General features: G+C 63.3%; 23 protein-coding genes and 2 pseudogenes. 16 read left to right on the forward strand and 9 right to left on the reverse strand.

Annotation, left to right across the window (positions count from 1 at the left end; translation table 11 throughout):
* Positions 1–178 precede the first annotated feature (178 nt).
* The 3 genes from QFZ69_RS07740 to QFZ69_RS07750 form a co-directional block, all read right to left on the reverse strand.
* On the reverse strand, positions 179–685 hold the full coding sequence (locus tag QFZ69_RS07740) for a DUF2004 domain-containing protein (protein ID WP_306917005.1): 507 nt from the start codon (positions 683–685) through the stop codon (positions 179–181).
* A gap of 132 nt (positions 686–817) precedes the next feature.
* Positions 818–1,729, reverse strand: coding sequence for a LysR family transcriptional regulator (locus QFZ69_RS07745; RefSeq protein WP_306917007.1), 912 nt, complete (start codon positions 1,727–1,729; stop codon positions 818–820).
* A 266-nt stretch (positions 1,730–1,995) separates the two neighbouring features.
* Positions 1,996–2,454, reverse strand: a complete 459-nt coding sequence (locus tag QFZ69_RS07750) for an Lrp/AsnC family transcriptional regulator (RefSeq protein ID WP_306917009.1) — start codon at positions 2,452–2,454, stop codon at positions 1,996–1,998.
* Between the two features lie 62 nt (positions 2,455–2,516).
* On the opposite strand from QFZ69_RS07750, the gene QFZ69_RS07755 reads away from it, so the two are divergent.
* Positions 2,517–3,260 (forward strand): AzlC family ABC transporter permease, encoded by a 744-nt coding sequence (locus tag QFZ69_RS07755; protein ID WP_307000014.1) that lies wholly within the window; start codon positions 2,517–2,519, stop codon positions 3,258–3,260.
* Positions 3,253–3,588 carry a branched-chain amino acid transporter permease gene (locus QFZ69_RS07760; RefSeq protein ID WP_306917013.1) on the forward strand — a complete coding sequence of 112 codons (336 nt, stop codon included), beginning with the start codon at positions 3,253–3,255 and terminating at the stop codon, positions 3,586–3,588. The genes QFZ69_RS07755 and QFZ69_RS07760 overlap by 8 nt, the downstream gene beginning before the upstream one ends.
* Before the next feature lie 99 nt (positions 3,589–3,687).
* Here the strand turns inward: QFZ69_RS07760 and QFZ69_RS07765 are convergent, their stop codons facing one another.
* Entirely contained in the window at positions 3,688–4,557 is an 870-nt protein-coding gene (locus QFZ69_RS07765; protein WP_306917015.1) for a LysR family transcriptional regulator, read from the reverse strand.
* Between the two features lie 68 nt (positions 4,558–4,625).
* Between QFZ69_RS07765 and QFZ69_RS07770 the strand changes: the two genes are divergently transcribed.
* From QFZ69_RS07770 to QFZ69_RS07800, 7 genes are all read left to right on the forward strand, one after another.
* Positions 4,626–5,510 carry a DMT family transporter gene (locus tag QFZ69_RS07770; protein WP_306917016.1) on the forward strand — a complete coding sequence of 295 codons (885 nt, stop codon included), beginning with the start codon at positions 4,626–4,628 and terminating at the stop codon, positions 5,508–5,510.
* A gap of 442 nt (positions 5,511–5,952) precedes the next feature.
* Positions 5,953–6,198, forward strand: coding sequence for a glutaredoxin-like protein NrdH (gene nrdH, locus QFZ69_RS07775; protein WP_306917018.1), 246 nt, complete (start codon positions 5,953–5,955; stop codon positions 6,196–6,198).
* Between the two features lie 15 nt (positions 6,199–6,213).
* A complete protein-coding gene (gene nrdI, locus QFZ69_RS07780) occupies positions 6,214–6,705 on the forward strand; it encodes a class Ib ribonucleoside-diphosphate reductase assembly flavoprotein NrdI (RefSeq protein ID WP_373461826.1) in 492 nt (163 codons plus the stop codon).
* A 56-nt stretch (positions 6,706–6,761) separates the two neighbouring features.
* Positions 6,762–8,882, forward strand: coding sequence for a class 1b ribonucleoside-diphosphate reductase subunit alpha (nrdE, locus tag QFZ69_RS07785; protein WP_306919632.1), 2,121 nt, complete (start codon positions 6,762–6,764; stop codon positions 8,880–8,882).
* A gap of 91 nt (positions 8,883–8,973) precedes the next feature.
* Positions 8,974–9,948 (forward strand): class 1b ribonucleoside-diphosphate reductase subunit beta, encoded by a 975-nt coding sequence (gene nrdF / locus QFZ69_RS07790; RefSeq protein WP_024368367.1) that lies wholly within the window; start codon positions 8,974–8,976, stop codon positions 9,946–9,948.
* 282 nt (positions 9,949–10,230) lie between these two features.
* A complete protein-coding gene (locus tag QFZ69_RS07795; protein ID WP_373461931.1) occupies positions 10,231–10,494 on the forward strand; it encodes a type I restriction-modification enzyme R subunit C-terminal domain-containing protein in 264 nt (87 codons plus the stop codon).
* A gap of 295 nt (positions 10,495–10,789) precedes the next feature.
* Complete coding sequence (locus QFZ69_RS07800; RefSeq protein WP_306917024.1) at positions 10,790–12,235, forward strand: hypothetical protein; 1,446 nt, start codon at positions 10,790–10,792, stop codon at positions 12,233–12,235.
* Position 12,236: 1 nt separating this feature from the next.
* Here the strand turns inward: QFZ69_RS07800 and QFZ69_RS07805 are convergent, their stop codons facing one another.
* Complete coding sequence (locus QFZ69_RS07805) at positions 12,237–12,401, reverse strand: hypothetical protein (protein ID WP_306917025.1); 165 nt, start codon at positions 12,399–12,401, stop codon at positions 12,237–12,239.
* Between the two features lie 247 nt (positions 12,402–12,648).
* Between QFZ69_RS07805 and QFZ69_RS07810 the strand changes: the two genes are divergently transcribed.
* The 6 genes and pseudogenes from QFZ69_RS07810 to QFZ69_RS23280 all read left to right on the forward strand — a co-directional run.
* Positions 12,649–13,152: a recombinase family protein gene (locus QFZ69_RS07810; RefSeq protein WP_307000017.1), complete on the forward strand. Its 504-nt coding sequence runs from the start codon at positions 12,649–12,651 to the stop codon at positions 13,150–13,152.
* A gap of 763 nt (positions 13,153–13,915) precedes the next feature.
* The gene (locus QFZ69_RS07815; protein WP_306917028.1) at positions 13,916–14,779 is read left to right on the forward strand and encodes a hypothetical protein; all 864 of its coding nucleotides are present in this window, start codon (positions 13,916–13,918) and stop codon (positions 14,777–14,779) included.
* A gap of 568 nt (positions 14,780–15,347) precedes the next feature.
* Positions 15,348–16,556 carry a hypothetical protein gene (locus QFZ69_RS07820; RefSeq protein WP_307000019.1) on the forward strand — a complete coding sequence of 403 codons (1,209 nt, stop codon included), beginning with the start codon at positions 15,348–15,350 and terminating at the stop codon, positions 16,554–16,556.
* Between the two features lie 82 nt (positions 16,557–16,638).
* Positions 16,639–17,043, forward strand: a pseudogene (locus tag QFZ69_RS07825) (recombinase family protein); the annotation flags it as partial.
* 661 nt (positions 17,044–17,704) lie between these two features.
* The gene (gene rsgA, locus QFZ69_RS07830; protein WP_306917032.1) at positions 17,705–18,874 is read left to right on the forward strand and encodes a ribosome small subunit-dependent GTPase A; all 1,170 of its coding nucleotides are present in this window, start codon (positions 17,705–17,707) and stop codon (positions 18,872–18,874) included.
* Positions 18,875–19,045: 171 nt separating this feature from the next.
* Positions 19,046–19,138 (forward strand): annotated as a pseudogene (locus QFZ69_RS23280) (helix-turn-helix domain-containing protein); the annotation flags it as partial.
* Between the two features lie 170 nt (positions 19,139–19,308).
* On the opposite strand, the gene QFZ69_RS07835 reads toward QFZ69_RS23280, so the two are convergent.
* Entirely contained in the window at positions 19,309–19,881 is a 573-nt protein-coding gene (locus QFZ69_RS07835; RefSeq protein WP_306917034.1) for a GNAT family N-acetyltransferase, read from the reverse strand.
* A gap of 263 nt (positions 19,882–20,144) precedes the next feature.
* Here QFZ69_RS07835 and QFZ69_RS07840 point away from each other — a divergent pair, with 263 nt between their 5' ends.
* The gene (locus QFZ69_RS07840; RefSeq protein ID WP_306917036.1) at positions 20,145–20,666 is read left to right on the forward strand and encodes a recombinase family protein; all 522 of its coding nucleotides are present in this window, start codon (positions 20,145–20,147) and stop codon (positions 20,664–20,666) included.
* 183 nt (positions 20,667–20,849) lie between these two features.
* Here the strand turns inward: QFZ69_RS07840 and QFZ69_RS07845 are convergent, their stop codons facing one another.
* Genes QFZ69_RS07845 through QFZ69_RS07855 form a run of 3 tightly spaced genes read right to left on the reverse strand, consistent with a single transcriptional unit; the run spans position 20,850 to position 23,901 of the window.
* Positions 20,850–22,034 carry an ABC transporter permease gene (locus QFZ69_RS07845; protein ID WP_306917037.1) on the reverse strand — a complete coding sequence of 395 codons (1,185 nt, stop codon included), beginning with the start codon at positions 22,032–22,034 and terminating at the stop codon, positions 20,850–20,852.
* Positions 22,031–22,744, reverse strand: coding sequence for an ABC transporter ATP-binding protein (locus QFZ69_RS07850; RefSeq protein ID WP_306917038.1), 714 nt, complete (start codon positions 22,742–22,744; stop codon positions 22,031–22,033). The genes QFZ69_RS07845 and QFZ69_RS07850 overlap by 4 nt, the downstream gene beginning before the upstream one ends.
* Positions 22,741–23,901 (reverse strand): secretion protein HlyD, encoded by a 1,161-nt coding sequence (locus QFZ69_RS07855; protein ID WP_306917039.1) that lies wholly within the window; start codon positions 23,899–23,901, stop codon positions 22,741–22,743. Before QFZ69_RS07855 ends, QFZ69_RS07850 begins: the two co-directional genes overlap by 4 nt.
* Between the last annotated feature and the right edge of the window lie 348 nt (positions 23,902–24,249).

Genomic DNA, 24,249 nt, shown 5'->3' on the forward strand with positions numbered 1-24,249 from the left:
CAAGCCAATAACGACGCCGGCCGGTCACCTTCTCCAGGTGACCGGCCGGCGTCGTACGTTTTGGTCATCGATTGCTCCCCACCGACCCCCTCGCCTCACAAGTTCGGCCAGGGAACCCTGTCGGCGTGGGCCCCGCGCCGTTTTGAGCTCCCGAAAGGGCAGCTGCTGAGCAATCGATTCAGGACTCCCAGAGGATTTCGTCGTCCACGACGCCGTCCTCGTCCGCCGAGGCCACCAGGACCTCATCGGTGAAATGGGCGCCGAGCGTGAAGTCCAGCACGAAGTAGCGTTCCGGCTGGCCCGGGAAGATGCCCACATGGCCCAGCTTCAGCGCCTTGAGGAAGACCTCGTCGGTGAGCTGGCTTTTGTCCTGGACACCGAAGACCTTCTGCAGGTGCTCACTCTTGATCGCGTTGCAGTGGAAGTGACGGTACTCCTGCGGGCTGGTGCCTTCCTGCTCCAGCTCCTCGGCGATCATGTCGCGGACCTGGTCCACGAGTTCGGGTAGGAAGCGCAGCCGGTAGTCAACCTTGTGCAGAGCCGCTTCGTCGAAACGTTCATGCGCATTGACATTGAGGTCAAGCTCCACGGTCTGGCCCGCCAGTTCGTGCTTGGCGGAGAAGTAATGTTCCCTGCCGTGGTTGAGTTCGACCTCACCGAAGTGCTTGCTCGCTACCTTGTTCATATCTTCAACATAGTCCTCAAATCCGGTCCGTTCCAGCGTTCCCAAGCTTTTCTCCGGTACCGCCACGGCTCTCGAGACCGACCCGGGCAAGCGCGCCGCCGCAGCGCCGGCCGGGAAGCTGCCCAGGAAACGCTAGTCCGTCCCGAGCTTGTGCAGGGTGTCGGCCAGGAGCTCCACGAACAACTGCACCTGCGCAGTCTGCTTTTCGTTGATCAGCAGGGCGAAGACATTGCGGGCCAGCCGGATCTCCGGGACGTCCAGCACCACCACTCCGGCGGGGCGATGCAGCAGGGCAAGCTCGGGAACCAGGGCGGCGCCGAGCCCGGCCGCCGCCATTTCCAGGCTGGCGTGGAAGTCGTCACTGTATGCCACCACCCGCGGGTACAGATTGCAGCTGGCGAAGAGCCGCTCAATCACGGTGGCGTCGCTCGTGCCCGGGTGGTGCAGAATCCAGGGCATGTCGGAGAGGTGGTCAGCGGCGACCTTTGAATCCGTGCCGATGCCCCAGGCCGCCGGCAGCACCACCCGGAAGTTGTCGTCCCCGATCCACTGCCGGTTGATGGTGTGCGGCCACGCCAGCCCCGACTGGCCCACCTGGTAGACCAGGGCAACATCGAGTTCGCCCCCGGTGCGCAGGCCCTGGATGGTCTGGGCAGGTTCGGCGACGGAGACGCGCAGGTCAATGCCGAGCTTCTTCCACGCCGGGTTCTGCAGGATCCGCGGCAGCACATAAGTGGCGAGGCTGGGGAAGATGCCGAGCCGGAGCTCCTGGCTCGTGGCGTCCTCGGTCCGGGAGGCCGTGGCCAGCAGCGTCTCAATGTCGGTGAGTACCTTGGCCGCGTGCCGCGTCATCACGACGGCGGCGTCCGTGGGCTGGATGCTGCGGGCCGAGCGCTGGAAGAGGACCACCCCGGTATCGCGTTCGAGGGCGGACATCTGCTGCGAGACAGCCGACGCCGTGTAGCCGAGCCTGCCGGCTGCGGCCGCGAAGGAACCCAGCCGGATCACCTCAACGAGGGTCCGCAGATGGACGGGGTTGATCAAGGACTGCCCTTCGCCTGGTAGCTGAAATCCCGCTTCATTCTGGCACACCCGGGATTCCGGGATCCCGCTGGAACCGCCGCCGCCGGAAATTCAGACTCATCCGGCTGCCGGTTGGGAACGAATTGCCCTCAGACGATTCATTCCGACGATGTCGGCAAGCCAACAGGAGCAGATCAGTGCCACACGCACGACGTGCCGCAGGCGGGACACTTTGAAACCCCGGTCCTGCGCCCTTGATGGATCTCGCCCATCAGCCATGCTGGACGTTAGTCCAGGCTCTTGATCACTTTCATCGTCGGATGCGAAATGATGCGGTGAATCCCGGGGAGCTTGGTCATCTTCTGGGTCTGGAAGCGTTCGTATTCGTTGGCATCGGCGACGTCCACCCTGACGATGTAATCCGGCAGGCCGTAAACGCGCCGGACCTCTGTCACTTCGTCCAGGGCCGCGACGGCTGTTTCGAATTCTTCGACTGTTTGCCGGTTGGTCATGGTGATCTCGACCGACATGATGACGCAGTGACCCCGTCCTGCGGCCGCCGGGTCGATGACCGCCCGGTATCCGGCAATGACTCCGCTCTCTTCCAGGCGCTGGACCCGCCGCAGGCACGGCGCGGGCGTGAGGCCCACCCTCCGGGCGAGTTCAAGGTTGGTCAAACGACCGTCCCGCGAAAGTTGGAACAATATTTCTCGATCAATGCCGTCAAGTGCCCTTTGATTGCTCACAGCACCACTTTAGCGCTCTGTTTGGCAACCATAGATGAATGGATTCTTCCTACTATTGCTCTATGAAACATTACGGGCCCTCCCCGGCGGTTACCGCCCTCGATTGCGTTACGGCCGCGGCCCCTTCCGGGGACGTCCGCATGGCCGTCCGGGCTTCCTTGCCGGCGCTGCTGGGCGCGTTGCCGATGGGTATCGCCTTCGGTGTCGTGGTGGCGCAGTCACCGCTGCCCTGGTGGTGGGCGCCGGTGTTCGCGACCGTGATCTTCGCCGGCTCACTCGAGTTCCTGGTGCTGGGCATGGTCGTCGCAATGGCGCCGCTGGCGTCCATCGCTGCGACGGCTTTCCTGGTGAATTTCCGGCACGTGTTCTACGCGCTCTCCTTCCCGCTGCACCGGGTCCATGGCCGCGGCGCAAAGGTCTACAGCACCTTCACGCTGACCGACGAGGCCTGGGCCCTGACGGCCTCGCCTGAAGCGCAGACCTGGAGCCGACGCCGCATCCTCGCGATCCAGGCGTGCTTCCAGGTCGCCTGGGTCGGCGGGGTCACCGCGGGCGCACTGGGCGGCACCCTGATCCCGAAGGGTGTCGTCGGACTGGACTTCGCACTCACCGCGTTCTTCCTGGTCCTGGGCATCGATGCCTACCGGGTCCGCAAGAACCTGCCCCTGCCGCTGCTCGCCCTGGGCTGCGCACTGACCGGCTACCTGTTCTTCGGTGAAGGGATGCTCATCGCCGCGATGATCCTGTTCCTGGCGGTTCTGCTCGCACACTATGCCCTTAGCCGGAGGAAGAACCACCATGCCTGAGCCGACGTACATCCTCGCGGCCGTCCTGATCAGTTCGGCCGTCACCTGGGCGCTGCGGGCGGCCCCGTTCGCGCTGCTCGCCCCCATCCGCCACAGCGCCCTGCTGCCCTACCTGAACGAGAACATGCCGGTCGGCATCATGACCATCCTGGTCTTCTACACCGTCCGGCACACCCCACCCGCCCTCACGCCAACGGCCGGCGCAATTGCCGCAGGACTGATCGTTACTGCCGGCCTCCACGTGTGGCGGCGGAACGCCGTCCTCAGCGTCCTGGGAGGAACCGCCGTCCACGTGGCCCTGGCATCCACCCTCCCCGTCTGGCCCTGAACCGCCGGCCACGCCACCGATCCGCTCTCGAAGGCCGCGCCACCGACCAGCTCGACCGCCGCATCACCTGCACGGCAACCGCGATCACGAAGTCAACAGTCACATGTAGAGGCCGGCGAGAAGTTCGATGACTTCCTTCATTTCGGCGGGAGGGTCTCTTCTGGACCATGCAATGTAGATGGGGACAGGCGGAGCGTCGCGCACCGGACGGTAGACAACGCCGCGGCGGCGATACTGATGCGCTGTGGACTCGGCGGTGATTCCCCGGGCCTTGCCGCTTCCTATCAGGGTCAGCCAGTCGTCAATGTCCTCGGTGGCCACGGTGGATTGGGGCTGTTCGCCGTCCTTCCAGAGATCAAGCCGCGTGCTTCCAGTGCGCAGGTCAAGCGCCACCGGGCCGTGCGCGACCTGGGCGAGTGTGACCGAACGCCTGCCGGCCAGCGGATCATCACTGGCCATGGCGCAGTAACGCTTTTCCGTTCCAACGAGGACCAGGTCAAACTCTGCAGAGTCAGGAGTCCGCCGGAGGATCGCGAAATCGCTGGTTCCCTCCGCCAGGCCTGCGGTGGGGCTGTTTGTCTTGATGAGTCGGAGTTCAGTGTTCGGGTATGTGGAGGACCAGCGGCGCTGGTATTCGGCTGTATGCCTTCCCAGCGCGGACCACGCATAGCCGATTCGCACCGTGTTGCCGCTGGCTGCGGCGTCATGGGTGAGATCCTCGACGGCGTTGAGCACCCGGCGTGCGTGCCGCAGGGTCCTTTCCCCTGCCAGGGTGAGACCAATGCTGCGCGTGGTCCGGTGAATGAGGCGGACGCCCAGCGCGAGCTCAAGTGCGGCCACGTTCCTGGAGATGGAAGCCTGCGATACCCGCAGCTCCATCGCCGCGTCCGTGAAGCTGCCCGTTTCCACGACGGCAACCAGGCACCGCAGCTGCCGCAATTCAAGGTTCATGGCTGCCAGTCTGTTCATGCAGATAGCGTATGAATACAGGTGTTCATGCATTGGGTGAATTCCCGCCCGCGGCGCACACTGCGGTCATGGACAAAAACACGACTGCAGCTCAGGGAACGAGAGCCGGAGCGGCAACTCTGGTGGTCAGCGCCCTCTCAAATCAGCTGTGCGCTGCGACCGGCTCGATGGCGTTCCCGGGAATGGGCCCGGTGGGGGTAGTGGCCGTGCGGCAGTTCATTGCCGCGGCTGTCTTGTTACCGATCGTCCGCCCCCGGTTCTGGACCCTCACGCGGCACCAGTGGTGGCCCGTTCTCCTGCTTGCCGTGGTCTTCGGAACCATGAACCTCACCCTGTACTCCGCCATAGAACGGGTCGGCCTGGGTCTGGCGGTAACGCTGGAATTCCTGGGCCCATTGTCTGTCGCGCTGCTTGGCTCCCGGAGCAAAGCCAGCGCTTTGTGCGCCGTAGCGGCGGGCCTTGGCGTGGTCGCCATTACCCGGCCGAAGCCCTCCACCGACTATTTCGGCATTGGTCTGGCCCTCGTCGCGGCCGCCAGTTGGGCCGCCTACATCCTGCTCAACCGGCGAGTCGGTCAGCGCGTTCCCGGCGTTGAGGGCGCCGCCATAGCCGCCGGGGTGTCCGCAATCCTGTTCCTCCCGGTGGCCCTGATCATATTGCCCAACGACCCGCCCGATCCGTTCACTGTGTTCTGCGCCGTGGGCGCCGGGGTGCTGGCCTCCGTCGTCCCGTACCTTGCCGACCTCATCACCCTGCGGCGGATGACCCCCAACGTCTTCGGCATCCTCATGAGTATCAACCCCGTGTTCGCCGCCCTCATCGGAGCGGTCGCGCTCCACGAAGTCTTAGCTATGCCCCAGTGGGCCGGGATCGCACTCATAGTCGGAGCCAACATCTGTGCACTCCTGTTCCAAGGCCGGAAGGCGCACGTCGGACGGTTCCCGAGCCGGTGAGGGTTCTGACCGCAACAAGCCAAAGATGTATTCCCGGACACTACATCTGGTGTTTGCTGCCACCGGGCGGCACCGTCCGGCCACTCCGCGACACGCCGTCTCTCCGGCGACACGCGGGGCGGTTAATTGTGGCTAAGTACTCCACAGGGTGTGGATTTCGTCCTCGAAAACAGCAGAAACCCGGACATTTTGAACCCCCCTGCCTGTGGATTAAAGGTGTGTTAAATGACATACTTGTAATACATCATCTTGGGGTCCACATCGGGCTCTTGCACTACATGTAGTATCGACATACAGTTCGAGCGGAGCAGCGCAGAGTTCATGCAGCCCGCCGGGTGCGGCCAGTAACGGATCAGGATTCCTGTTCCGGACCGGCCCGCCCGCCGCGAACCACAGACTTAGCAAGCACCACAGACTTAGCAAGAAAAAGGGGACAGGGACCATGACCGTAACGGTTTACACGAAGCCGGCCTGTGTTCAGTGCAACGCGACTTACCGCGCGCTGGACAAGAAGGGCATCACCTACCAGAGCGTCGACATTTCCCAGGATGCCGAAGCCCTCGAGCGGCTGAAGGCCCTGGGCTACATGCAGGCCCCGGTTGTAGTGACCGACCAGGACCACTGGTCCGGTTTCCGCCCGGACAAGATCGAAGAACTGGCCCAGGCTGCCGCCGTCGCCGTAGCCTGAGATGAGGTGACTCCCATGGCACCAGCCGCACTGGCGATGGCCAATGCACCGGTGGCAGCTGATTGTGCCGCCGCGGCAGAAGTCCAGACCGAGAGCCACCTCATCTACTTCTCCTCCGCCTCGGAGAACACCGCGCGCTTCATCCGGAAGCTGGGCATCGACGCCGCCCGGATTCCACTCCACGCAAGGGAACCGGCGCTCGTGGCGGCCGAACCCTACGTGCTGGTGCTTCCCACCTACGGCGGCACCGGGGGAGAGGGGTCGGTTCCCAAACAGGTCATCCGCTTCCTGAACGACCCCCGGAACCGGAAGCTGATCTGCGGAGTGATCAGCGCGGGCAACACGAATTTCGGGGACAACTACTGCATGGCCGGCGAGATCATCGCCGCGAAATGCCAGGTCCCGCACCTATATAGGTTTGAACTCATGGGCACGCCGGAAGACGTCTCCCGTGTACAAAAAGGATTGGAAGAATTTTGGACACGACTGTCGCACACACAGCAATAGCCGAGGGCACAAGCTCCTCCGCGCCCGCCGCCGTCGAGAAGCACGACAAGCACGAGATGCCGGCCGCCTACAAGGGCCTCGGCTATCACGAGCTCAACGCCATGCTGAACCTCTACGGACCCAACGGGGAGATCCAGTTCGAGGCCGACCGCGAGGCTGCGCACCAGTACTTCCTGCAGCACGTGAACAACAACACCGTGTTCTTCCACGACCTCGAGGAAAAGCTCGACTACCTCGTCAAGAACGAGTACTACGAGCGCGAAACCCTCGACCAGTACACGATGAACTTCATCCGCGAGCTCTACAACCGCGCGTACAAGAAGAAGTTCCGCTTCGAGACGTTCCTCGGCGCGTTCAAGTTCTACACCTCCTACACGCTGAAGACGTTCGACGGAAAGCGCTTCCTGGAGCGCTACGAGGACCGCGTCTGCATGGTGGCCCTGCACCTGGCCCGCGGCGACGAGCAGCTCGCGCTGCAGATGGTCGACGAGATCATCGAGGGCCGCTTCCAGCCGGCCACCCCCACCTTCCTCAACGCCGGCAAGCGCCAGCGCGGCGAGCTGGTCTCCTGCTTCCTGCTCCGCATCGAAGACAACATGGAGTCGATCGGCCGGTCCATCAACTCGGCCCTGCAGCTGTCCAAGCGCGGCGGCGGCGTGGCGTTCGCACTGACCAACATCCGCGAGGTCGGCGCGCCGATCAAGCAGATCGAGAACCAGTCCTCCGGCGTCATCCCCGTGATGAAGCTCCTCGAGGACAGCTTCTCCTACGCCAACCAGCTCGGTGCCCGCCAGGGCGCCGGCGCGGTGTACCTGCACGCGCACCACCCGGACATCTACCGCTTCCTGGACACCAAGCGCGAGAACGCGGACGAGAAGATCCGCATCAAGACACTCTCGCTCGGCGTCGTGATTCCGGACATTACCTTCGAGCTGGCCAAGAAGGACGAGGACATGTACCTGTTCTCGCCGTACGACGTCGAAAAGGTCTACGGCATGCCGTTCTCCGACGTCTCGGTCACCGAGAAGTACTACGAGATGGTGGACGATTCCCGGATCAAGAAGACCAAGATCAAGGCGCGCGAGTTCTTCCAGACCCTCGCCGAGATCCAGTTCGAATCCGGCTACCCGTACATCATGTTCGAGGACACGGTAAACCGGGAAAACCCGATCGACGGCAAGATCATCATGTCCAACCTGTGCTCCGAGATCCTCCAGGTCAGCCAGCCCACGACGTACCACGATGACCTGTCCTACGACCAGACCGGCAAGGACATCTCCTGCAACCTGGGCTCGCTGAACATCGCCAAGGCCATGGACTCGCCGGACTTCGGCCTGACCATCGAGACCGCCATCCGCGCGCTCTCGGCCGTCTCGGACATGTCCAACATCACCTCGGTGCCCTCGATCGCCCGCGGCAACGACCAGTCGCACGCCATCGGCCTGGGCCAGATGAACCTGCACGGCTACCTGGCCCGCGAGCGGGTCCACTACGGTTCCGAAGAGGGCCTGGACTTCACCAACATCTACTTCTACTCGGTGGTGTTCCACGCGGTCCGCGCCTCCAACAAGCTGGCCATCCAGACCGGCCAGACCTTCGGCGGCTTCGAGAAGTCCAAGTACGCCAGCGGCGAGTTCTTCGACAAGTACACCGAGCAGGAATGGGTCCCGCAGACCGAAAAGGTCGCGGAGTTGTTCAAGAACATCCACATCCCCACGCAGGATGACTGGCGCGAGCTGAAGGCTTCCGTCATGGAGCACGGCATCTACAACCAGAACCTGCAGGCTGTTCCGCCGACTGGTTCAATCTCCTACATCAACAACTCCACCTCCTCGATCCACCCGGTGGCGTCCAAGATCGAGATCCGCAAGGAAGGCAAGCTGGGCCGCGTATACTATCCGGCGCCGTACCTGACCAACGACAACCTGGAGTACTACCAGGACGCGTACGAGATCGGCTACGAGAAGGTCATCGACACCTACGCCGCCGCTACACAGCACGTGGACCAGGGCCTGTCCCTGACGCTGTTCTTCAAGGACACCGCCACCACGCGCGACATCAACAAGGCCCAGATCTACGCCTGGAAGAAGGGCATCAAGACCATCTACTACATCCGTCTCCGCCAGCTCGCGCTGGAAGGGACGGAGGTGGACAACTGCGTCAGCTGCATGTTGTAACCGTAGGTTGATATCTGCTGAAGTACGACGGCGGGAGCCCGCCCGCCGTCGTACGCTTAACTTCACGAAGAACCCAACTTTAGGGGATGACATGACCGAGAAGGTCAAGCTGCTTAGCCACGTTGAAGCCATCAACTGGAACCGCATCCAGGACGACAAGGACGTGGATGTCTGGAACCGCCTGGTCAACAACTTCTGGCTGCCGGAGAAGATCCCGCTGTCCAACGACGTGCAGTCGTGGGCGACGCTGACCCCGGACGAGCAGCAGCTGACCATGCGCGTGTTCACCGGTTTGACCCTGCTGGACACCATCCAGGGCACCGTAGGGGCTGTCTCGTTGATTCCGGACGCGATCACCCCACATGAAGAGGCCGTCTACACGAACATCGCCTTTATGGAGTCCGTGCACGCCAAGAGCTATTCCTCGATCTTCTCCACGCTGGCCTCCACCAAGGAGATCGACGAGGCGTTCCGCTGGTCCACCGAGAATGTGAACCTTCAGAAGAAGGCCCAGATCGTCATGGACTACTACCAGGGCGACGATCCCCTAAAGCGCAAGGTGGCCTCCACGCTGCTGGAGAGCTTCCTGTTCTACTCGGGCTTCTACCTGCCGATGTACTGGTCCTCGCGCGCCAAGCTGACTAACACGGCCGACCTGATCCGCCTGATCATCCGCGATGAGGCCGTCCACGGCTACTACATCGGCTACAAGTTCCAGAAGGGCCTCGAGGGCCTGTCCGAGGAGCGCAAGCAGGAGATCAAGGACTACACCTTCGAGCTGCTCTTCGAGCTGTACGAAAACGAAGTCCAGTACACTCACGATCTTTACGACTCCGTCGGCCTGGCCGAGGACGTCAAGAAGTTCCTGCACTACAACGCCAACAAGGCGCTGATGAACCTGGGCTACGAGGCCATGTTCCCGGCTTCCGTCACCGACGTGAACCCGGCCATCCTGTCGGCCCTGTCGCCGAACGCTGACGAGAACCACGACTTCTTCTCGGGGTCCGGGTCGAGCTATGTCATTGGTAAGGCTGTTAATACTGAGGATGACGACTGGGACTTCTAGGTCCTGTCCTTGTGAGACCGGAGGCTCGTTGGCGATTCGCCGGCTAGTAGGCGGAATTGGCCCACACACTTGGCGAAGCGGGGCTAGTTGGCGATACGGCCGCTCGGGCTTAGTTGCGAGACTCAAGACTAGTTTCGCGGGTGTTTCGGGGCTTTCATCCCTCGTTCGCCTTAACGGCCTAACTGAACTTGAGCGCATGCTGGTCGAGAGCGGTGCGGGTTCGCCCCAGGAACTTGAAGCGGCGTCAGCACAGGCTGAGGGCCTTGGGCTGTTTGCAGGTCCCTGGTCGGGATGGACCGGCAGGCGGCGCTGGATTCCCTGTCCGGGTTCGTGGGAGAGAAGACCCTCAACGCCAACCAGCTGCACTTCGTGAACATGATCGTCCAGCAACTCACCGAGAACGGCGTCGTGGACGTCGGTGCGCTGTACGAATCCCCCTACAGCGACGCGGCCCCAGCTGGCCCGGAGAGCCTGTTTCCGGAAGCGGACGTGGATCTGCTGGCCGACGCGCTGAACCGGGTCCGGGTCTCGGCCATGGCAGGGTAACTGGGGCCGTCTCATTTCCTGAGTCCGCCCCTCCGCCAGCTCCCCACAACCACGTTGTTCAGCAGTCTCCTAGCCGCGAAGGTGGCCGAGTGGGATAATTTGGTCATCCTTCGAATGGGGGGCCATCATGGCGGGCCTTGGTGCTCTTCGACCTGGCCGCCGCTCCCGGGCATCCAGGCCCCGGCTCCTGGCGGTTTTACTTGTGCTCGCACTCGGCGTGCTGTTCGCTGCACCCGCCCGAGCAGCCGACTACGGACATGACGTTTCGTGGCCACAGTGTCCGGGCGGTCTTCCGATGCCGCCGGAAGACACGGAGTTCGTGGTCGTGGGGCTGACGAGGGGACTCGCGTTCACCGAAAACCCCTGCCTGGACTGGCAGTTCCAGTGGGTGCTCGACCGCGGCGTCCGGGCTCAGGCCTACGCCATGGCTACGTTCCCCACCACCGCGCAATACGACACCTACGGCGACGACGGCCCCTGGCCCGCAAGCACCAGGCCGGACCGGCTGCGCAACGTCGGGTACGCCGAGGGTCGTGCGGCTCTCGCGTCTCTCGATGAGGTGGGATGGCGACCGGAGAGAATCTGGGTCGACGTCGAGCCCCGCCCGCAACAGCCCTGGCCCAGCTCGACAGCAGCCCAGCGGCAGGAGAACCAGTACGTCATCTTCGGGCTCCTGGCCGCACTGGCGGACGCCGGGTACCCGCACGGGATTTACTCCTATTTGAGCGCCTGGGAGGCCATCACCGGATCGTGGCAGCTTCCCGACGTGCTCGTCTGGTCACCGGCAGGGCGTCTCGACTTCGCCAGTGAAGCATCCGACCTCTGTGTGAATCGCAGCTTCTCCGGTGGCACCGTCCACATCGCGCAATGGACCGACGGCACCTACGACTACAACATGACGTGCATCGGGGTCTACCAGGCCCACGTCGCGGCGATCGGCTGGCAGCCAAGCGTCTCGGACGGCGCCACCGCAGGAACGACCGGCCGATCACTGCCGATGGAGGCGTTGCGCCTGTCGGTGGCAGGAGACCGCCTGTCGGGCGACATTCTGTGGAGGGGGCATGTGCAGAACATCGGCTGGCAGCCATGGACGACGTCGGCGTCCCCGATCGGAACGACCGGGCGCGGTCTGCGCCTGGAGGCCTTCGAGCTGCGGCTGACGGGGAATCTGGCCTCGCAGTACAGCATCAGGTATCGCGCCCACGTGCAGGACGTCGGCTGGCAGCCGTACGGGATCGACGGAGCCACGGCCGGCACCGTCGGGCAAGGCCGGCGGATGGAGGCGGTTACGATCGAGCTGGTTCCGAAGGCCGCACCAGCATTCACTGCCGTGTACGCCGCCCACGTTGAGAACCTCGGCTGGATGGCGAACGTTTCGGATGGGACCGTCGCCGGGACCACGGGTCGGGCCCTTCGGGCCGAGGCGTTGCGCCTCAACCTGTCCAGCACGGCTTATACCGGGGACATCGAATGGCGGGGGCATGTGCAGAACATCGGCTGGCAGCCGTGGACATCCTCGGCCAATCCCATCGGCACGGTCGGGCAAGGGCTACGTTTGGAAGCGTTTGAAATCAGGCTGACCGGTGAGATGGCGAACCATTACAGGATCCACTACCGCGCCCACGTGCAAGATTCGGGCTGGCAGTCATGGGTCGCCGACGGCGGAACGGCGGGCACGTCGGGTATGGGCAAACGGATCGAGGCCGTGCAGATCCTCCTCGCACCCAGAACCGGCGGCTAAGTTAGCCGCAGACCAGATGCTCCGGCAGTTGCACGGCGGCCGGGTCCAGATCGGGCCGGGCGCGCAGGTAGCGCAACGGGTGCCGGAACGACTTTCCCGTCCAGGTGACGTCAGCACTGACTTCCACAACAAGGGGCTCCACCCGCGTCAGCGGGAGGTCCCCCATGGATGATGCCCTCGCCCTAGAGCGCAGTTGTAGTACCACCTCTCAGCGGTGGTGTCTCAGTAAGTAATCAATTACTGAGACATCCTGGTCGTTCAGCCATGGGCTTCGGAAGTCCCCGCCGCGATACGGACACTGGCCGTCTCGAAATCCCGTCCAAGAATAGGTAGTCTCATAACCGAGAATTGCTCGGGATTAAGAGAACATGGGGGCGGCGTTGGCCGTAATCGGCTACGCGAGGGTTTCCACCATGGAACAGAACCTCGATCTGCAGCTCACAGCACTCAAGACCGCCGGCGCAGCCCGGATATTTGCCGACAATGGAGTCAGCGGGTCCACGACGGAACGCGCTCAGCTTTCCAAAGCCCTGGACCGGCTGGAGGCCGGAGATGTACTCACGGTGTGGAAGCTCGACCGATTGGGACGCAACACCCGGCACGTCCTGGACGTCATCGAAAACATCCGGGAACAGGGAGCGGGTTTCCGCTCCTTGACCGAAGGACTGGACACAACCGGACCCGGTACGGCCATGCTGACAATCATGGCAGCTTTCGCACAGCTGGAGCGCGACCCGATGATCGAACGCACCCGAGCAGGACTCGCCGCCGCCGCAGCCAACAACCGCCACGGCGGAAGGCCCCGCAAAATAGACGACGCTGACGCTGCCGGAGCCAGAGAACTCAAAGGAAAAGGAATCAGTGCCTCCCGACATAGGCAAGATGCTCGGAGTCTCCCGTGCCACCGTCTTATATAGGCAACACGGAGAGCGGTTCCGACAGCCCGGCGATGACATCCACGCGGTCCGCCGCCGTACCGGAAGTTGCACGACGGATCATTATGGCGGTACTTTCGGGCTAACTTAACGGACGGTCAGATTACGCGGCATTCTGTGGATTCGGGCGGCGGGGGAGTGCCGTGCCCAGAGTGTTCTGGTTCCAAGGATGTGGACCCTCCAGGGACTTTGTAGGAATCCGACAACGGCGGCATCGCTAGTGCATCTAACCATTCTCGCACCCCAGAGATGGGGTATTGCGGTCGGGCATAACCCCGTGCCGTAACAGGTGAAACGCTGGCAGGGATACGGCGGCGCGCGAGAATGCGAAGGGGAGGAGTCGTCATGGCGTGGAGGGAACGAGAAATCGACGTGGACCGTGAGCTGGTGCTCAATGTTGATGTCATGGAGTCGGGTGTCGTCAGACTGCAATTGATTGGCGGCGGAGTGAAGGCGGAGCTTGGGCCCGGCGACAGATTTGTCCTTGTCCTCCGGCCACCAAGCCAGTCGACAATCAATCCAACCCGGAGGAGGAAACCTGGCTTGGCCAAGAGTTCGGCATCAGGGATTACGGTGGCGCCACGGCTGCTGAGGCTGTCCGGGACGCGAACGAACCCGGCGACCATTGATGCCTGGGGGTGAGGCGACGCCGGAGAAGTCGTCCCCTGCGTCTCGTTGGCGTGAGGCTGCTGAGCGTCTCCGTTCAACCGCACGCGTCTTCGTCGTATCCCTCGGGGCGGTGGCCGTGACAGTTGTTGCCGGCCTGAGCCTCACTGGTCTGAGCACCTTGGACCCACGGTCGGCGAACTTTGCCTTCGCTGTGGCTGGCGCTCTGCTTGCGACGCTGGGCGTGGTGGTGATGCTCGCGCTTGCGATGCGGCTTTCCTCGGCGTCCGCTGTGTCGATGGCAGAGTTGCTCGCGTTGAGGGACAGTGGTGCCAGTACGAAACGGCTGTGGTGGCGGCGGCGGCTCCGCCCTGGACACATGTACGCACGAAGGGTCGTTGATGCGAAGTCCAACGGCTATCTGGCTGGGTACGACAACCTCGAGGCGTTCAATGACGCCGTTGCGGAAGTGCACCTAGACGAGCGGACGAAAGCGGATGATGCTGCCAAAGCGCCGAAGGATCCGGCGGTCTACGCTCAGTACAAAGCTGCGAGCATAAAGGCCGCTTCGTACGACGCGCGGTTGCGCTCACTCGTCGAGGTGGCGAGTTTTCAACGCCTGCGCTGGAATTTTGGGGCGACTGCCGGTCTGATGACGGTAGCGGGGGCGGTAACTGCCGTCGGTATCGTCATGTACGCAGCGGCGCTACAGCCGCGTGGTGTGCCCTCCTCGCCTGTCGCAGTGACGATGCACGAGAGCATCCGAATAAAAGTGCCCGAGAGCAACGCGGCCGCAGCCCTTTACGAGAGCGTGGTGGGGTGCGCCCAAAGTGTCGGCGCACTCGTGGTAGGCGTCAGTGATGCCAGCGTATCGGCCATTACCGTCCCGGAAGATGCATGTCGGTCGGTGACCTTGACCGCCGTCTGGGATGGGACCGGCTACGTTGCAAAGTTTGACCTTCCAGAGGAGACCGAGAAGCCCCAGCCGTCCGCGACGCCCTAGGCACCTGGCGTGAGTTCCTTTGGGGGAAGTGTGGACGTCGGCATGGCCACCTGAAGGGGCCAGATCTAAGGGAAGTACGGGCCCGGTTGAGGTTCCCCACGAGGGACCTCGGGCTGCGACCGACAGGTGCAGACGACTTAGAGGAAACTGACAGATTCCTGCAGCGGGGGAGTGTTCCACTTTGAGTGTCCAGGTTCCAAGGAACTGGGACACCGAACGGCTGCGACCTCGGCACCTGGCCCTCCGCAACTTGTGGCTCCGGCCCCACCTAACGGACAGGAGAGCCACGCGCGGCACGACTGGCTGCTTTTCCTGCTGCCAATGCTGTCCGTTCATGTGCCCCTTGACACGAAGTAGGTGGGGGAGGAACATTCCAGTTTCCATCCGGGGGACTGCGGCATGTGCGCCGGCTTACGCTTGGGCCTTCGGCTTCTAGCAACAGGGGGACGAAATGACTGCAACTCCTTGGGCAATTCTGCTCTGCAATTTCTCGGACGCCGGATCTGAACCTTATACACGCTCACGCTTTGAAGAAATATTCACGCCTGTGGGGGCCGGAAAATTCAACATGATTGACTACTTTCGCGATATGTCCCACGGATCCCTGGACCTGAACGGTTCGAAGGTGTTCCCGCCCAACGAGGGCTGGTATACGATCCCTCACGAGCGATCCGACTATAACGGCTTCGACACCGTCATTGGCGGCAATGTTGTCGGGCGTTCCGCACTCCAGATTTGGGCACGTGAGGCTGCGGCTGCGGCCGGGGACGACCTCAGCGCCTACTTCAACATAGTTGTGCTGACCAACCCGTCGGTGGACCTGTTCGGTGGGACCGGGGGCGTCGCCTCAGGTGACGGACGGAACCTCGTCAATGGAATGACGGGCCTGTCCCCGAGTTATCTGGGACAGGAGATGGGCCACGGCTACGGTCTGGACCACGCTCGGATTGAAGGTTCTGCACAGGACTATATGGACCCCTTCGACGTGATGAGCACGGCAGCAGCCCAAATGGCGCCGCACCCTGTCTATACCGAAACTGATGCCCAGGGGCGTCCCGTCTTCCTGATCGGTCCAGGCCTGACGGCAGCAACAATGTCAGCGATGTCTTGGCTCGACAACACCCGTGTCTGGTCCTCTGGATCAGACAGGCAAAGCACAGTCGAGTTGCGTCCTCTGCACCGAACAGATCTTCCGGGCTTCCTCTGCGCCAAGGTGGGTAACCTCTTCGTCGAGTTCCGCATGAACGAAGGATGGGACGCCGGACTAGCCGACCCCGTGGTTCTGATCCATGACTACTTCAATGGCAACTCCTACCTCCATCCGGCCGACTCCGGACAACAAGGACTCCTGGCAGGAGATGTCTATTCTGAGGGAGACGTCAGCAACCGGCCCGCACGCCTGCACGGAGCAGGTGCGCGGATTACCGTGGCAGCCATCGACGCCGCGGCACGCACCGCACGGCTGACAGTCGAAAAGTGGGCCGACCAGCGGGTGATGGCGGGCCCGGGCAGCATATTCGGCGGCGTCGCCAACGACGGCGGTGGATGGGTCGTCGTCAACGGCAAGGTAACCATTGTGCCTCCGCGGTCGCCGCTGCTGCGCGTGCTTGAACATGTCAGTCAGGCGCAGGCCAGCGAGGCTGTTTCTCACGGTGTAGCCCGGAACCTGATCCAGCAACAGGTGTATACGGCCATTGCCGAAGTCGCGACCGCTGAAGCCGCTCGCGCTTCCTCCGTCCATGTCCCCACGATGGACGTACTGCCCGGGCGCCAATAACTCCCAATCCAAGTCGGTCTCTGCCGGTGACTATCCACCCGGCAGGTTATCCGGCACTTCAAAGGTCAGCGTCAGTGCAGGCGGGTCGGCCCTGGTCGTGACCAAACTCGACCGCTTGGCCCGGTCACTGCGCGACGCCAAGGACATAGTCGATGAGCTCACCCGCCGCGAAGTCAAGCTGAGTATCGGCGGCTCCGTCCATGATCCGACTGATCCCGTGGGCCGACTTCTCTCCAATGTCTTGGCCATGGTCGCGGAATTCGAAGCTGACCTGATCCGGGCACGGACCCGGGAAGGCATGGCCGTCGCCAAGGCAAAGGGCCGCCTGCGCGGGAAGCAGCCCAAGCTTTCCAAGAAACAGGAAGCACACTTGGTGTCCGTTCACCGGGCGGGAACACACACGACGGCGGAACTTGCCGAACTCTTCTCAGTGGCCCGATCAACCGTCTACCGTGCCATCAAGCGCGCCGGCGAGGCCGCCAGTTAGATCCAACAATTCACCGTCCACGCCGGAATCAACACCGGTACGTCCTTGGCGCGCATTCAGTACCGATCCTTTTCAGACGCCGTCTCCGTGCCGACGCTCTTCCGGGGGTCGGCTACAGACGCTACAGGGCGCTTCGACGCAGTAGTTGTTTGCTGGTTGGTGCAGTCGACTTCTGAAAAGTGACGGTTTGTGCAGGCGACTATTGAGCGGAATGCATTTCCGTGCAGGGGGCTTCTGACATTCTCATGTTCGCACTTGTCTGCACTGCCCCGGAATTCCGGGGGAGCGCGTGCAGACGATTTCTGAAAATGACAACGGCACTGCCGTCTCGTCCGACTGCCTTTCAACCCTTGGTTCGCGAGATATGTGTAGACTCAGGTGCGCCCAGCTAGGTCCCGCTCTGGGAAGGCCATGGCGAAAGCCCCGGGCGGAAGCTAGAGTTGGGAACTGGTCCGGTATCACTTCGATGGACCACAGCAGAGAGGGGAGGTGTTTTTGATGACTGTTATTGCCGTGCGCCCCCGGCGCCTCGAAACCATCAAAATAACCGCCCCAGTCTCCAGCTTCCGTACCGTATAGGGCGCTGCCCGCGGACCGCCACAACACCCTGGGCCTTGCCTGGGAGTGGCCGGTGCCAGGGGACTTTTCCCGAGGTATCACATTGAAAAATTCTTCAGGCCACGGCCTGGGCAGTCTGGTTGCATCCATATCCGGTCGCACCGGCCCAACCCTTTACGGCTACAACGCCGTCGTCGCACGGCACTTCGACGAAAACCCCTCATCTGTCTGTAGCGCGGAAAATCCCTGCGAGCCTGGCCGTGTGGTGCGGGTTGACCGCAGCCTGGTCCTGGTGGCTGTGGGCATGGAGCTCCTGCACCTTCCCTACCCGCTTGATGGCGGCGTGCCGGTCACGGGCGACTGGGTTTGGATAGGACCCAACCGCGCGGGTGACCGCCAGATTCTCGGCGTGCTGCCCCGGCGTTCGGAGCTCAGCCGGAAGCGCGCATTCGAGGACTCCTCCGCCGCCCAGGTCCTGGCTGCCAACATGGACGTGATCGGCGTGGTGGTTCCGGTTGACCGGCCGCTCACGCACAACCGTCTCGAACGGACGCTCGTCGCCGCCTGGGATTCAGGCGCCGTTCCCCTGGTGATTGTCACCAAAGCGGACCTGGCGCACGTGGCGGACGACGTCGTCGGGCAGGTCATCCTGCAGGCAGCAGGTGTTGACGTCGTCACCACCTCCGCGGAGAACGGGGACGGGATCGAGGACTTGTTGGCACATCTGCCGCCGCGCAGCACCCTTGTCCTCCTGGGGCCCTCCGGCGCAGGTAAATCCACACTGATCAACGCCCTGGTTGGCCACAACGTGCAGCACACAGGCGAAGTCCGCTCCGGCGACTTCAGGGGGAAGCACACCACCACCTCCCGGGAGCTTGTACCGCTGGCGGACGGCACTGTCCTCATGGAAACTCCCGGCGTCCGCGGGTTCGGGCTTTTCGACGCCGACGACGGGATGGAGCAGATGTTCGGGGATGTGGAGGAGCTCGCCAGACTCTGCCGGTTTTCCGATTGCGCACATCAGCAGGAACCCGGCTGCGCCGTGCAGGCCGCCCTCTCTGACAGCACGCTCGAGGACCGCCGCTGGAACAACTATCGGAAACTCCAACGCGAAATGGCCGCGCTGGCCCGCCGCAAGGATGCCGCAGCCAGCCGGGCGTACCAGCGTGAGTGGCACCAAAAAGTGGTCGGAGGAGGGAAATCCCAGCGTTCTGCAGAGCGCGTCAGATCAGAGCGGGAGGAGGAGCAGCGGTCAAAGCGGAAGCGGCGCTGAGCCACTGCACCTGTATTCCCCTGGAGCGGGCCCCATTAGGCCCTGCTTTCCGCTGCGCTTCAACCCTCGTGCTGGGGCAGCCGGGTAGCCGGGGGTGCCGGGGAAGACAGGTAGTGGCGGCTCTGGTGCCGGCTTGCCTGCAGCCGTAGGCTCTGAGCAATCGCGCCACCGGCAGTGAACGGGGAGCGGCCAGCATGCGGCCTGGCCCGGGAATTCGGGATCAGCCGCGAAACCCTCTACAAGTACCTCAGGACGGAGAGCTGAAGCACCTCGTGAGACGTTCCCGCCGATGCTGATTTTGATGTTGTGCTGGGTGAGGTCCTCGATAATGGCACAGGCCGCGGGCATGTGTGGCGCGGGTCCGGCAGCACCAGGCACGCCGTGCCCTGTGCCCGCCGTCCCGGGGGCCGGCGCTTCCCCGTACGGTGCTGCCGTCAGCGCAGCTCGAGCCGCATGAGGATGCGGGGGAACCCGTTGAGCACCGAGTCGGTGTCTGCCGCTTTCGTAAAGCCGGCCCGTTCGAAGAGCCTGCGGGTGCCGACATAGGCCATGGTGAGGTCGACCTTCTGGTCCTTGTTGTCGAGCGGGTATCCCTCGACCGCGGGAGCGCCATGACCGCGCGCGAAGTCGACGGCGCCTGCGAGAAGAGCATGCGAGATGCCCTGGCCGCGATGCCCTGGTCGCACCCGAATGCACCACACCGACCACACGCCCACGTCGTCCGCGTGCGGAATCCGTCGGTTGCGGGCGAAGGCCGTGTCGGCCCGCGGGTGCACGGCGGCCCAGCCGACCACCTCGCCGCCGTCATAGGCGAGCACCCCGGGGGGCGGGTCCTGCCGGCACAGGCGTTGCACGAGCTCCCCGCGGTCTTGCCCCCGCAGAGCGATGTTCTCTTTCGACGGAAGGCGATAGCTAAGGCACCAGCACACGTTCGCATCGGGGCGCTTGGGCCCCAGAACCGTCTTCACATCCTCGAATACCGTTGCCGCACGCACCTCGATCGCCATACACTCACACTGCCACCGACCCCGGACACTGACAATGCCGCAGCCGGCGTGACATCCGTGGTTCCCACGCACAGAAGGCGTGAAACCGTCGCGGCCGTGAGCGCGGCGGGTGGATGTAGGCTCGACCCTTCCACACGCTCAGGGATCCGGGTGCACCAATTGAACCGGTACCCGAAGGCTCCCACCAGGGGAAGGGGCCTGGCTGCGCTCGGACGGTCAAGGCTCTTTAATTGTTCGGGATTAAGAGAATATGGGGTCGGCCAATGGCTGTTATCGGGTACGCGAGGGTTTCCACCGCGGAACAGAACCTTGATCTGCAGCTCACTGCACTCCAGGGCGGGGGCGCTGCGAGGATCTTTGCCGACAACGGAGTCTCCAAGGCCCTGGACCGGCTGGAGTCCGGCGACGTGCTCACGGTGTGGAAGCTCGACCGATTGGGACGTAACACCCGGCACGTCCTTGACGTCATCGAGAACATCCGGGAACAGGGCGCAGGCTTCCGCTCCCTGACCGAAGGTCTGGACACAACCGGACCCATGGGCACAGCCATGCTGACGATGATCATGGCCGCGTTCGCTCAGCTGGAGCGGGACACGATGGTCGAACGCACCAGAGCAGGACTCGCCGCGGCCGCGGCCAACAACCGCCACGGCGGAAGACCCCGCAAAGTGGACGACGCTGCCGCTGCCCGGGCCAAGGAGGTCAAAGGCAAAGGAATCAGCGCCGGCGACATCGGCAAGATGCTCGGCGTCTCCCGCGCCACGGTCTACCGATACCTTATATAGGCAACGCGGAGAGAAATCCCGGCAATCCGACAAGACATGGCCAAATAGCGGTACAAAAAGCACGCCAGAGAGAGAACTCTGTGATTCACATTGCGATCAGGCTTCGGGGCAGTCTCACGACCGGTCGTTTTCGTACAGCCGGAAAGCCCAGCTGAGTCTATGTGTCATCTGGGCCATGGTCGTTCAGAAGCGGATTGCGTCGATGACCTTGATTCGAACTGCGACCAGGGCGGGAATGGCGCCGGCGAGTGCGCCGACGAGGACGGCCGAGCCCAGTCCCAGCAGGGCAGCTTCGATGGGGAACGCCGGGTACTCGTGGAGCCCTGGGGCGATTTTGGATTGAATCCAGGGATTCTTGACGACCGCTACCGAGACCATTACTCCGACGATTCCGGCCACCGCCGTCGCGACTACCGTTTCCATCATGACGCCGAGGAATATGCGTGAGGATGTTGCGCCGAAGCTGCGGCGGATGCCGATTTCGCGCACCCGGTACCTGACGGTGACCATGGAGATGTTCAGCATGCCGACCGCGCCCAGGAGCAGGACCAGTCCGGCGATGCCGCCAACCGCGAGCTGGACGGTCGCGAAGGGGTCGCCCTGGCTGGCGTAGTCCATCCGGTCCACCTGGATCTGCATGCCAGGGAATTGCTGTTGCAGGTCTGCGGTGATGGCATATTTGAGTGCTTCAGCCTGGTCGTCTCCGACCCAGAACTTGAACTGTCCGGGTCCTCCGGCGGAAATATTGGCCCGGTCCGCGGCTCGGGTCAGCATAAAGGCCGCCGGTGGGGCTTGCGGGTACTGGTCGGGAACTACACCGATGATCACGGCTGTCGTGTTCTCGGCCCCAACCAGTTGAACCTTTGGATTGGTGGTGAGGTTGGGTCGGCCTGCCATGTCGTAAAAGCCCTCTGAGACGACCAGCGCCGGGGCAAGCCGTTTGTCGTCGTCGTCGGCGAACCAGCCGCCTTGGCTGACGTTGAGTCGATGGATGACCCCGTAGCCCGGATCGACCAGTTGGAGCATCAACTGTTGCACGCCGTAAGGGGTCTGGAATGCGTGCTGCGCCTGGGTCGAATGTGTGTAGTAAGAGATTTTGTAGCGGTCGATGACGCCCTGGTAGGCGGCTTCGAGTTTCCGCTGGTCTGCCGGTGTTGGGCCGAACACGCCGATGCCCAGGGTTGCCGAACGGCCACCATTTTGCTCGGAGGAGGCTTTGAATCCTTCGCGTGCCAAATTGCCCAGGCCGACAACGGAGGTCAGGGCTGCCACTGACAGCGCCACTCCGATCAGGGCGAGGAGGATCCTGGTTTTGTTGATCCGCAGTTCCTGCCAGGCCTCCACGAGGGCGGAAATGATGCCGGTCATGCGTTCGCTCCCGTGGGGACTTCGGCGGCTGAGAGCACACCTGTTTCGAGCCGGTAGCAGGCCCTGGCAAGGGCTGCGACGTTTACGTCGTGGGTGATGGTGATGAGCGCTGCGCCGGATTCGGTGGCTACCGTGTCCAGCAGTGCCATGACTGACTGGCCCGTGTCCACGTCCAGGGCGCCGGTGGGTTCATCCGCGAGGATGAGGCGGGGGCGGCGGACCAGCGCCCTGGCGATGGCTACGCGTTGCTGTTCGCCGCCGGAGAGCATGTTGGGCATGGTCTCGGCGCGATGGGCCAAGCCCACTCGGTCCAGGATGTCCATGGCTATTTCCCGGCGCCGCCAGAACTGGTTCCCCCCGGCGTAAAGCAAGGGTGTGATCACGTTGTCCAAGGCATTCCTGCCGGGCAATAGGTTGAATTGCTGGAACACGAACCCCACGGACTGCCCTCGTAGTCTGGCACGGGTGCTGTCGCGGAGGTGTTGCACGGGTGTTCCCTGGAACGTGAGTTCGCCGCCGGTGGGAACGTCCAGGAGTCCCAGCAGGTTCAGGAGTGTGGATTTGCCGCAGCCAGAGCGTCCGACCACGGCGGTGTGGTCGCCGCTGTGCACGGTGAGGTCGACGCCGCGGAGAATATGGAGCTCCTGCTCATCGGGCAGCCGGACGGTCCGGGTAACACCCCTCAGGGCCACGAGTTCCTCCACACTCACCCTCCCATCGGGGAGGCAGGGGAGCCGAACTGAGATCCGGGCGCCACCTGTGCGGGTGCGCCCGGGATGAACTCAAGGATAGATTCGCCTTCGGCAAGGCCGGAGACTACCTCGACGACTGAGCCATCGTTGAGGCCTAGCTGGACCTTGCGCTGCTGGGGCTCGCCGGCAGGTTTGCCGGACGGATCCACCGTGGATCCTCCCTCGACCGGAGGTTCGCCCGCTTTTGAGGACATGTCCGCCGTCGCCAGCCACACCACGCCTTCTTTGACGCTGCCCTCTACTGAGGTGAGGGGAACGGTGACCACGTTGGCGGCCTCCCCGGCGGTGACGGTCATGGTTGCGCCCAGCCCCGCGAATACCTCAACTCCTGTTGGAACCGCGCAGCTGAGCGTTCCCGTCGGCGTCCCGCCCTGTTCGGGTGCACCGCCGGTGGATCCAGGGCCGGCGATCGCATAAGGGACCGAGCGGCTTACCCCTCCGGCAACTCCGCCAGAACCGCCGCCGTCGGAGGCACCGGTGGCGCCCGCTAGGACGACAGACGAACAGGTGAAAGGAGCCGGCCCGCCAACCAGTGATACCTGTGCTGAGGCGGGCTTAGCCAAGAGCCGGTACTGCTGCGCAGCGTCGATTGAGCCACTGACTATGAAAGTCCCGGGATCAACCGAACCAGCGGCTTCACCGACGCTGACCTGCTGGTTGATAAGCACGTCGAGGGCCTTAAGTTCACCGGATGCAGGAGCAACCACATCGGTATAGGTGTAGGTCGGCAGAGGGGCGGTCCGCGACTGCGGGCTCCCGGATCCTGATGCGTCAGTGCCAGCGGCGATAGCGGCAGAAGCCGACGGTTCAGGCGACACTTCGGTGCGGACCTGGTACAGAGGCGCACCCGAGGCCACCTTCGCGCCGGGTTCCAGGAAAATGTGGGTTACGAGGCCGGCCACGGTGTTGCGAACCCCCACAGCAGGATCACTCTGCACGGTCGCCTTGACCTGAACCGTGTTGGTTACCGTGGCACGGGCCGCTTGGACCACCGGGACAGCCACTTCGGCCGCCGGCCCAGCAATGGCCGGGCTTGTTTGCAGTCCGTCGACGAACGCGATCTTGACCAACGCCACCGCGATGACGGCGACCACTGCCAGCCACGCCACTGGCATGACGACACGCCTGAAAACTCTCATCCCTGCCCCAATCGGTAACTCCCCACAGAACCTCTGCGAGGGATGCGTACCCAGCATAGGGTTTGAGGCCCCTCGAACGGCGGAGGCATGGCCCGAACCCCCACATACTGCGTCGAGTGGCGGGCCGGTCTTAGGTCAAACTGGCTGGCGCCCCCGCAGGGGGCAGGCTATCTACGAACATCAGCGCGTCACTGACCTTCTAGGTATTGGCCCGGTGGCCGTCAGTTAGTGCTTGCCCAGAAGCGGCTCGAAGACGGCGGACACGTTGAGGGCGGAAACGTTGGCAGTCGCCACGTTGGACTGGCAGAAACCCTGCGCGGAGGG

Source organism: Arthrobacter sp. V1I7, from assembly GCF_030817015.1.
Lineage (GTDB): Bacteria > Actinomycetota > Actinomycetes > Actinomycetales > Micrococcaceae > Arthrobacter.

Excerpts from the sequence above, each read along its gene's own strand:
- nrdE (WP_306919632.1), top strand. The coding sequence starts at position 6,762 with ATGCCGGCCGCCTACAAGGGCCTCGGCTATCACGAGCTCAACGCCATG.
- QFZ69_RS07820 (WP_307000019.1), top strand. The coding sequence starts at position 15,348 with ATGATTGACTACTTTCGCGATATGTCCCACGGATCCCTGGACCTGAAC.
- nrdF (WP_024368367.1), top strand. The coding sequence starts at position 8,974 with ATGACCGAGAAGGTCAAGCTGCTTAGCCACGTTGAAGCCATCAACTGG.
- QFZ69_RS07845 (WP_306917037.1), bottom strand. The coding sequence starts at position 22,034 with ATGACCGGCATCATTTCCGCCCTCGTGGAGGCCTGGCAGGAACTGCGG.
- QFZ69_RS07805 (WP_306917025.1), bottom strand. The coding sequence starts at position 12,401 with ATGGGGGACCTCCCGCTGACGCGGGTGGAGCCCCTTGTTGTGGAAGTC.
- QFZ69_RS07800 (WP_306917024.1), top strand. The coding sequence starts at position 10,790 with ATGCCGCCGGAAGACACGGAGTTCGTGGTCGTGGGGCTGACGAGGGGA.
- QFZ69_RS07810 (WP_307000017.1), top strand. The coding sequence starts at position 12,649 with ATGGAACAGAACCTCGATCTGCAGCTCACAGCACTCAAGACCGCCGGC.
- QFZ69_RS07755 (WP_307000014.1), top strand. The coding sequence starts at position 2,517 with ATGAAACATTACGGGCCCTCCCCGGCGGTTACCGCCCTCGATTGCGTT.
- QFZ69_RS07765 (WP_306917015.1), bottom strand. The coding sequence starts at position 4,557 with ATGAACAGACTGGCAGCCATGAACCTTGAATTGCGGCAGCTGCGGTGC.
- QFZ69_RS07835 (WP_306917034.1), bottom strand. The coding sequence starts at position 19,881 with ATGGCGATCGAGGTGCGTGCGGCAACGGTATTCGAGGATGTGAAGACG.
- QFZ69_RS07760 (WP_306917013.1), top strand. The coding sequence starts at position 3,253 with ATGCCTGAGCCGACGTACATCCTCGCGGCCGTCCTGATCAGTTCGGCC.
- QFZ69_RS07740 (WP_306917005.1), bottom strand. The coding sequence starts at position 685 with ATGAACAAGGTAGCGAGCAAGCACTTCGGTGAGGTCGAACTCAACCAC.
- QFZ69_RS07770 (WP_306917016.1), top strand. The coding sequence starts at position 4,626 with ATGGACAAAAACACGACTGCAGCTCAGGGAACGAGAGCCGGAGCGGCA.
- nrdI (WP_373461826.1), top strand. The coding sequence starts at position 6,214 with ATGGCACCAGCCGCACTGGCGATGGCCAATGCACCGGTGGCAGCTGAT.
- QFZ69_RS07840 (WP_306917036.1), top strand. The coding sequence starts at position 20,145 with ATGGCTGTTATCGGGTACGCGAGGGTTTCCACCGCGGAACAGAACCTT.
- QFZ69_RS07855 (WP_306917039.1), bottom strand. The coding sequence starts at position 23,901 with ATGCCAGTGGCGTGGCTGGCAGTGGTCGCCGTCATCGCGGTGGCGTTG.
- nrdH (WP_306917018.1), top strand. The coding sequence starts at position 5,953 with ATGACCGTAACGGTTTACACGAAGCCGGCCTGTGTTCAGTGCAACGCG.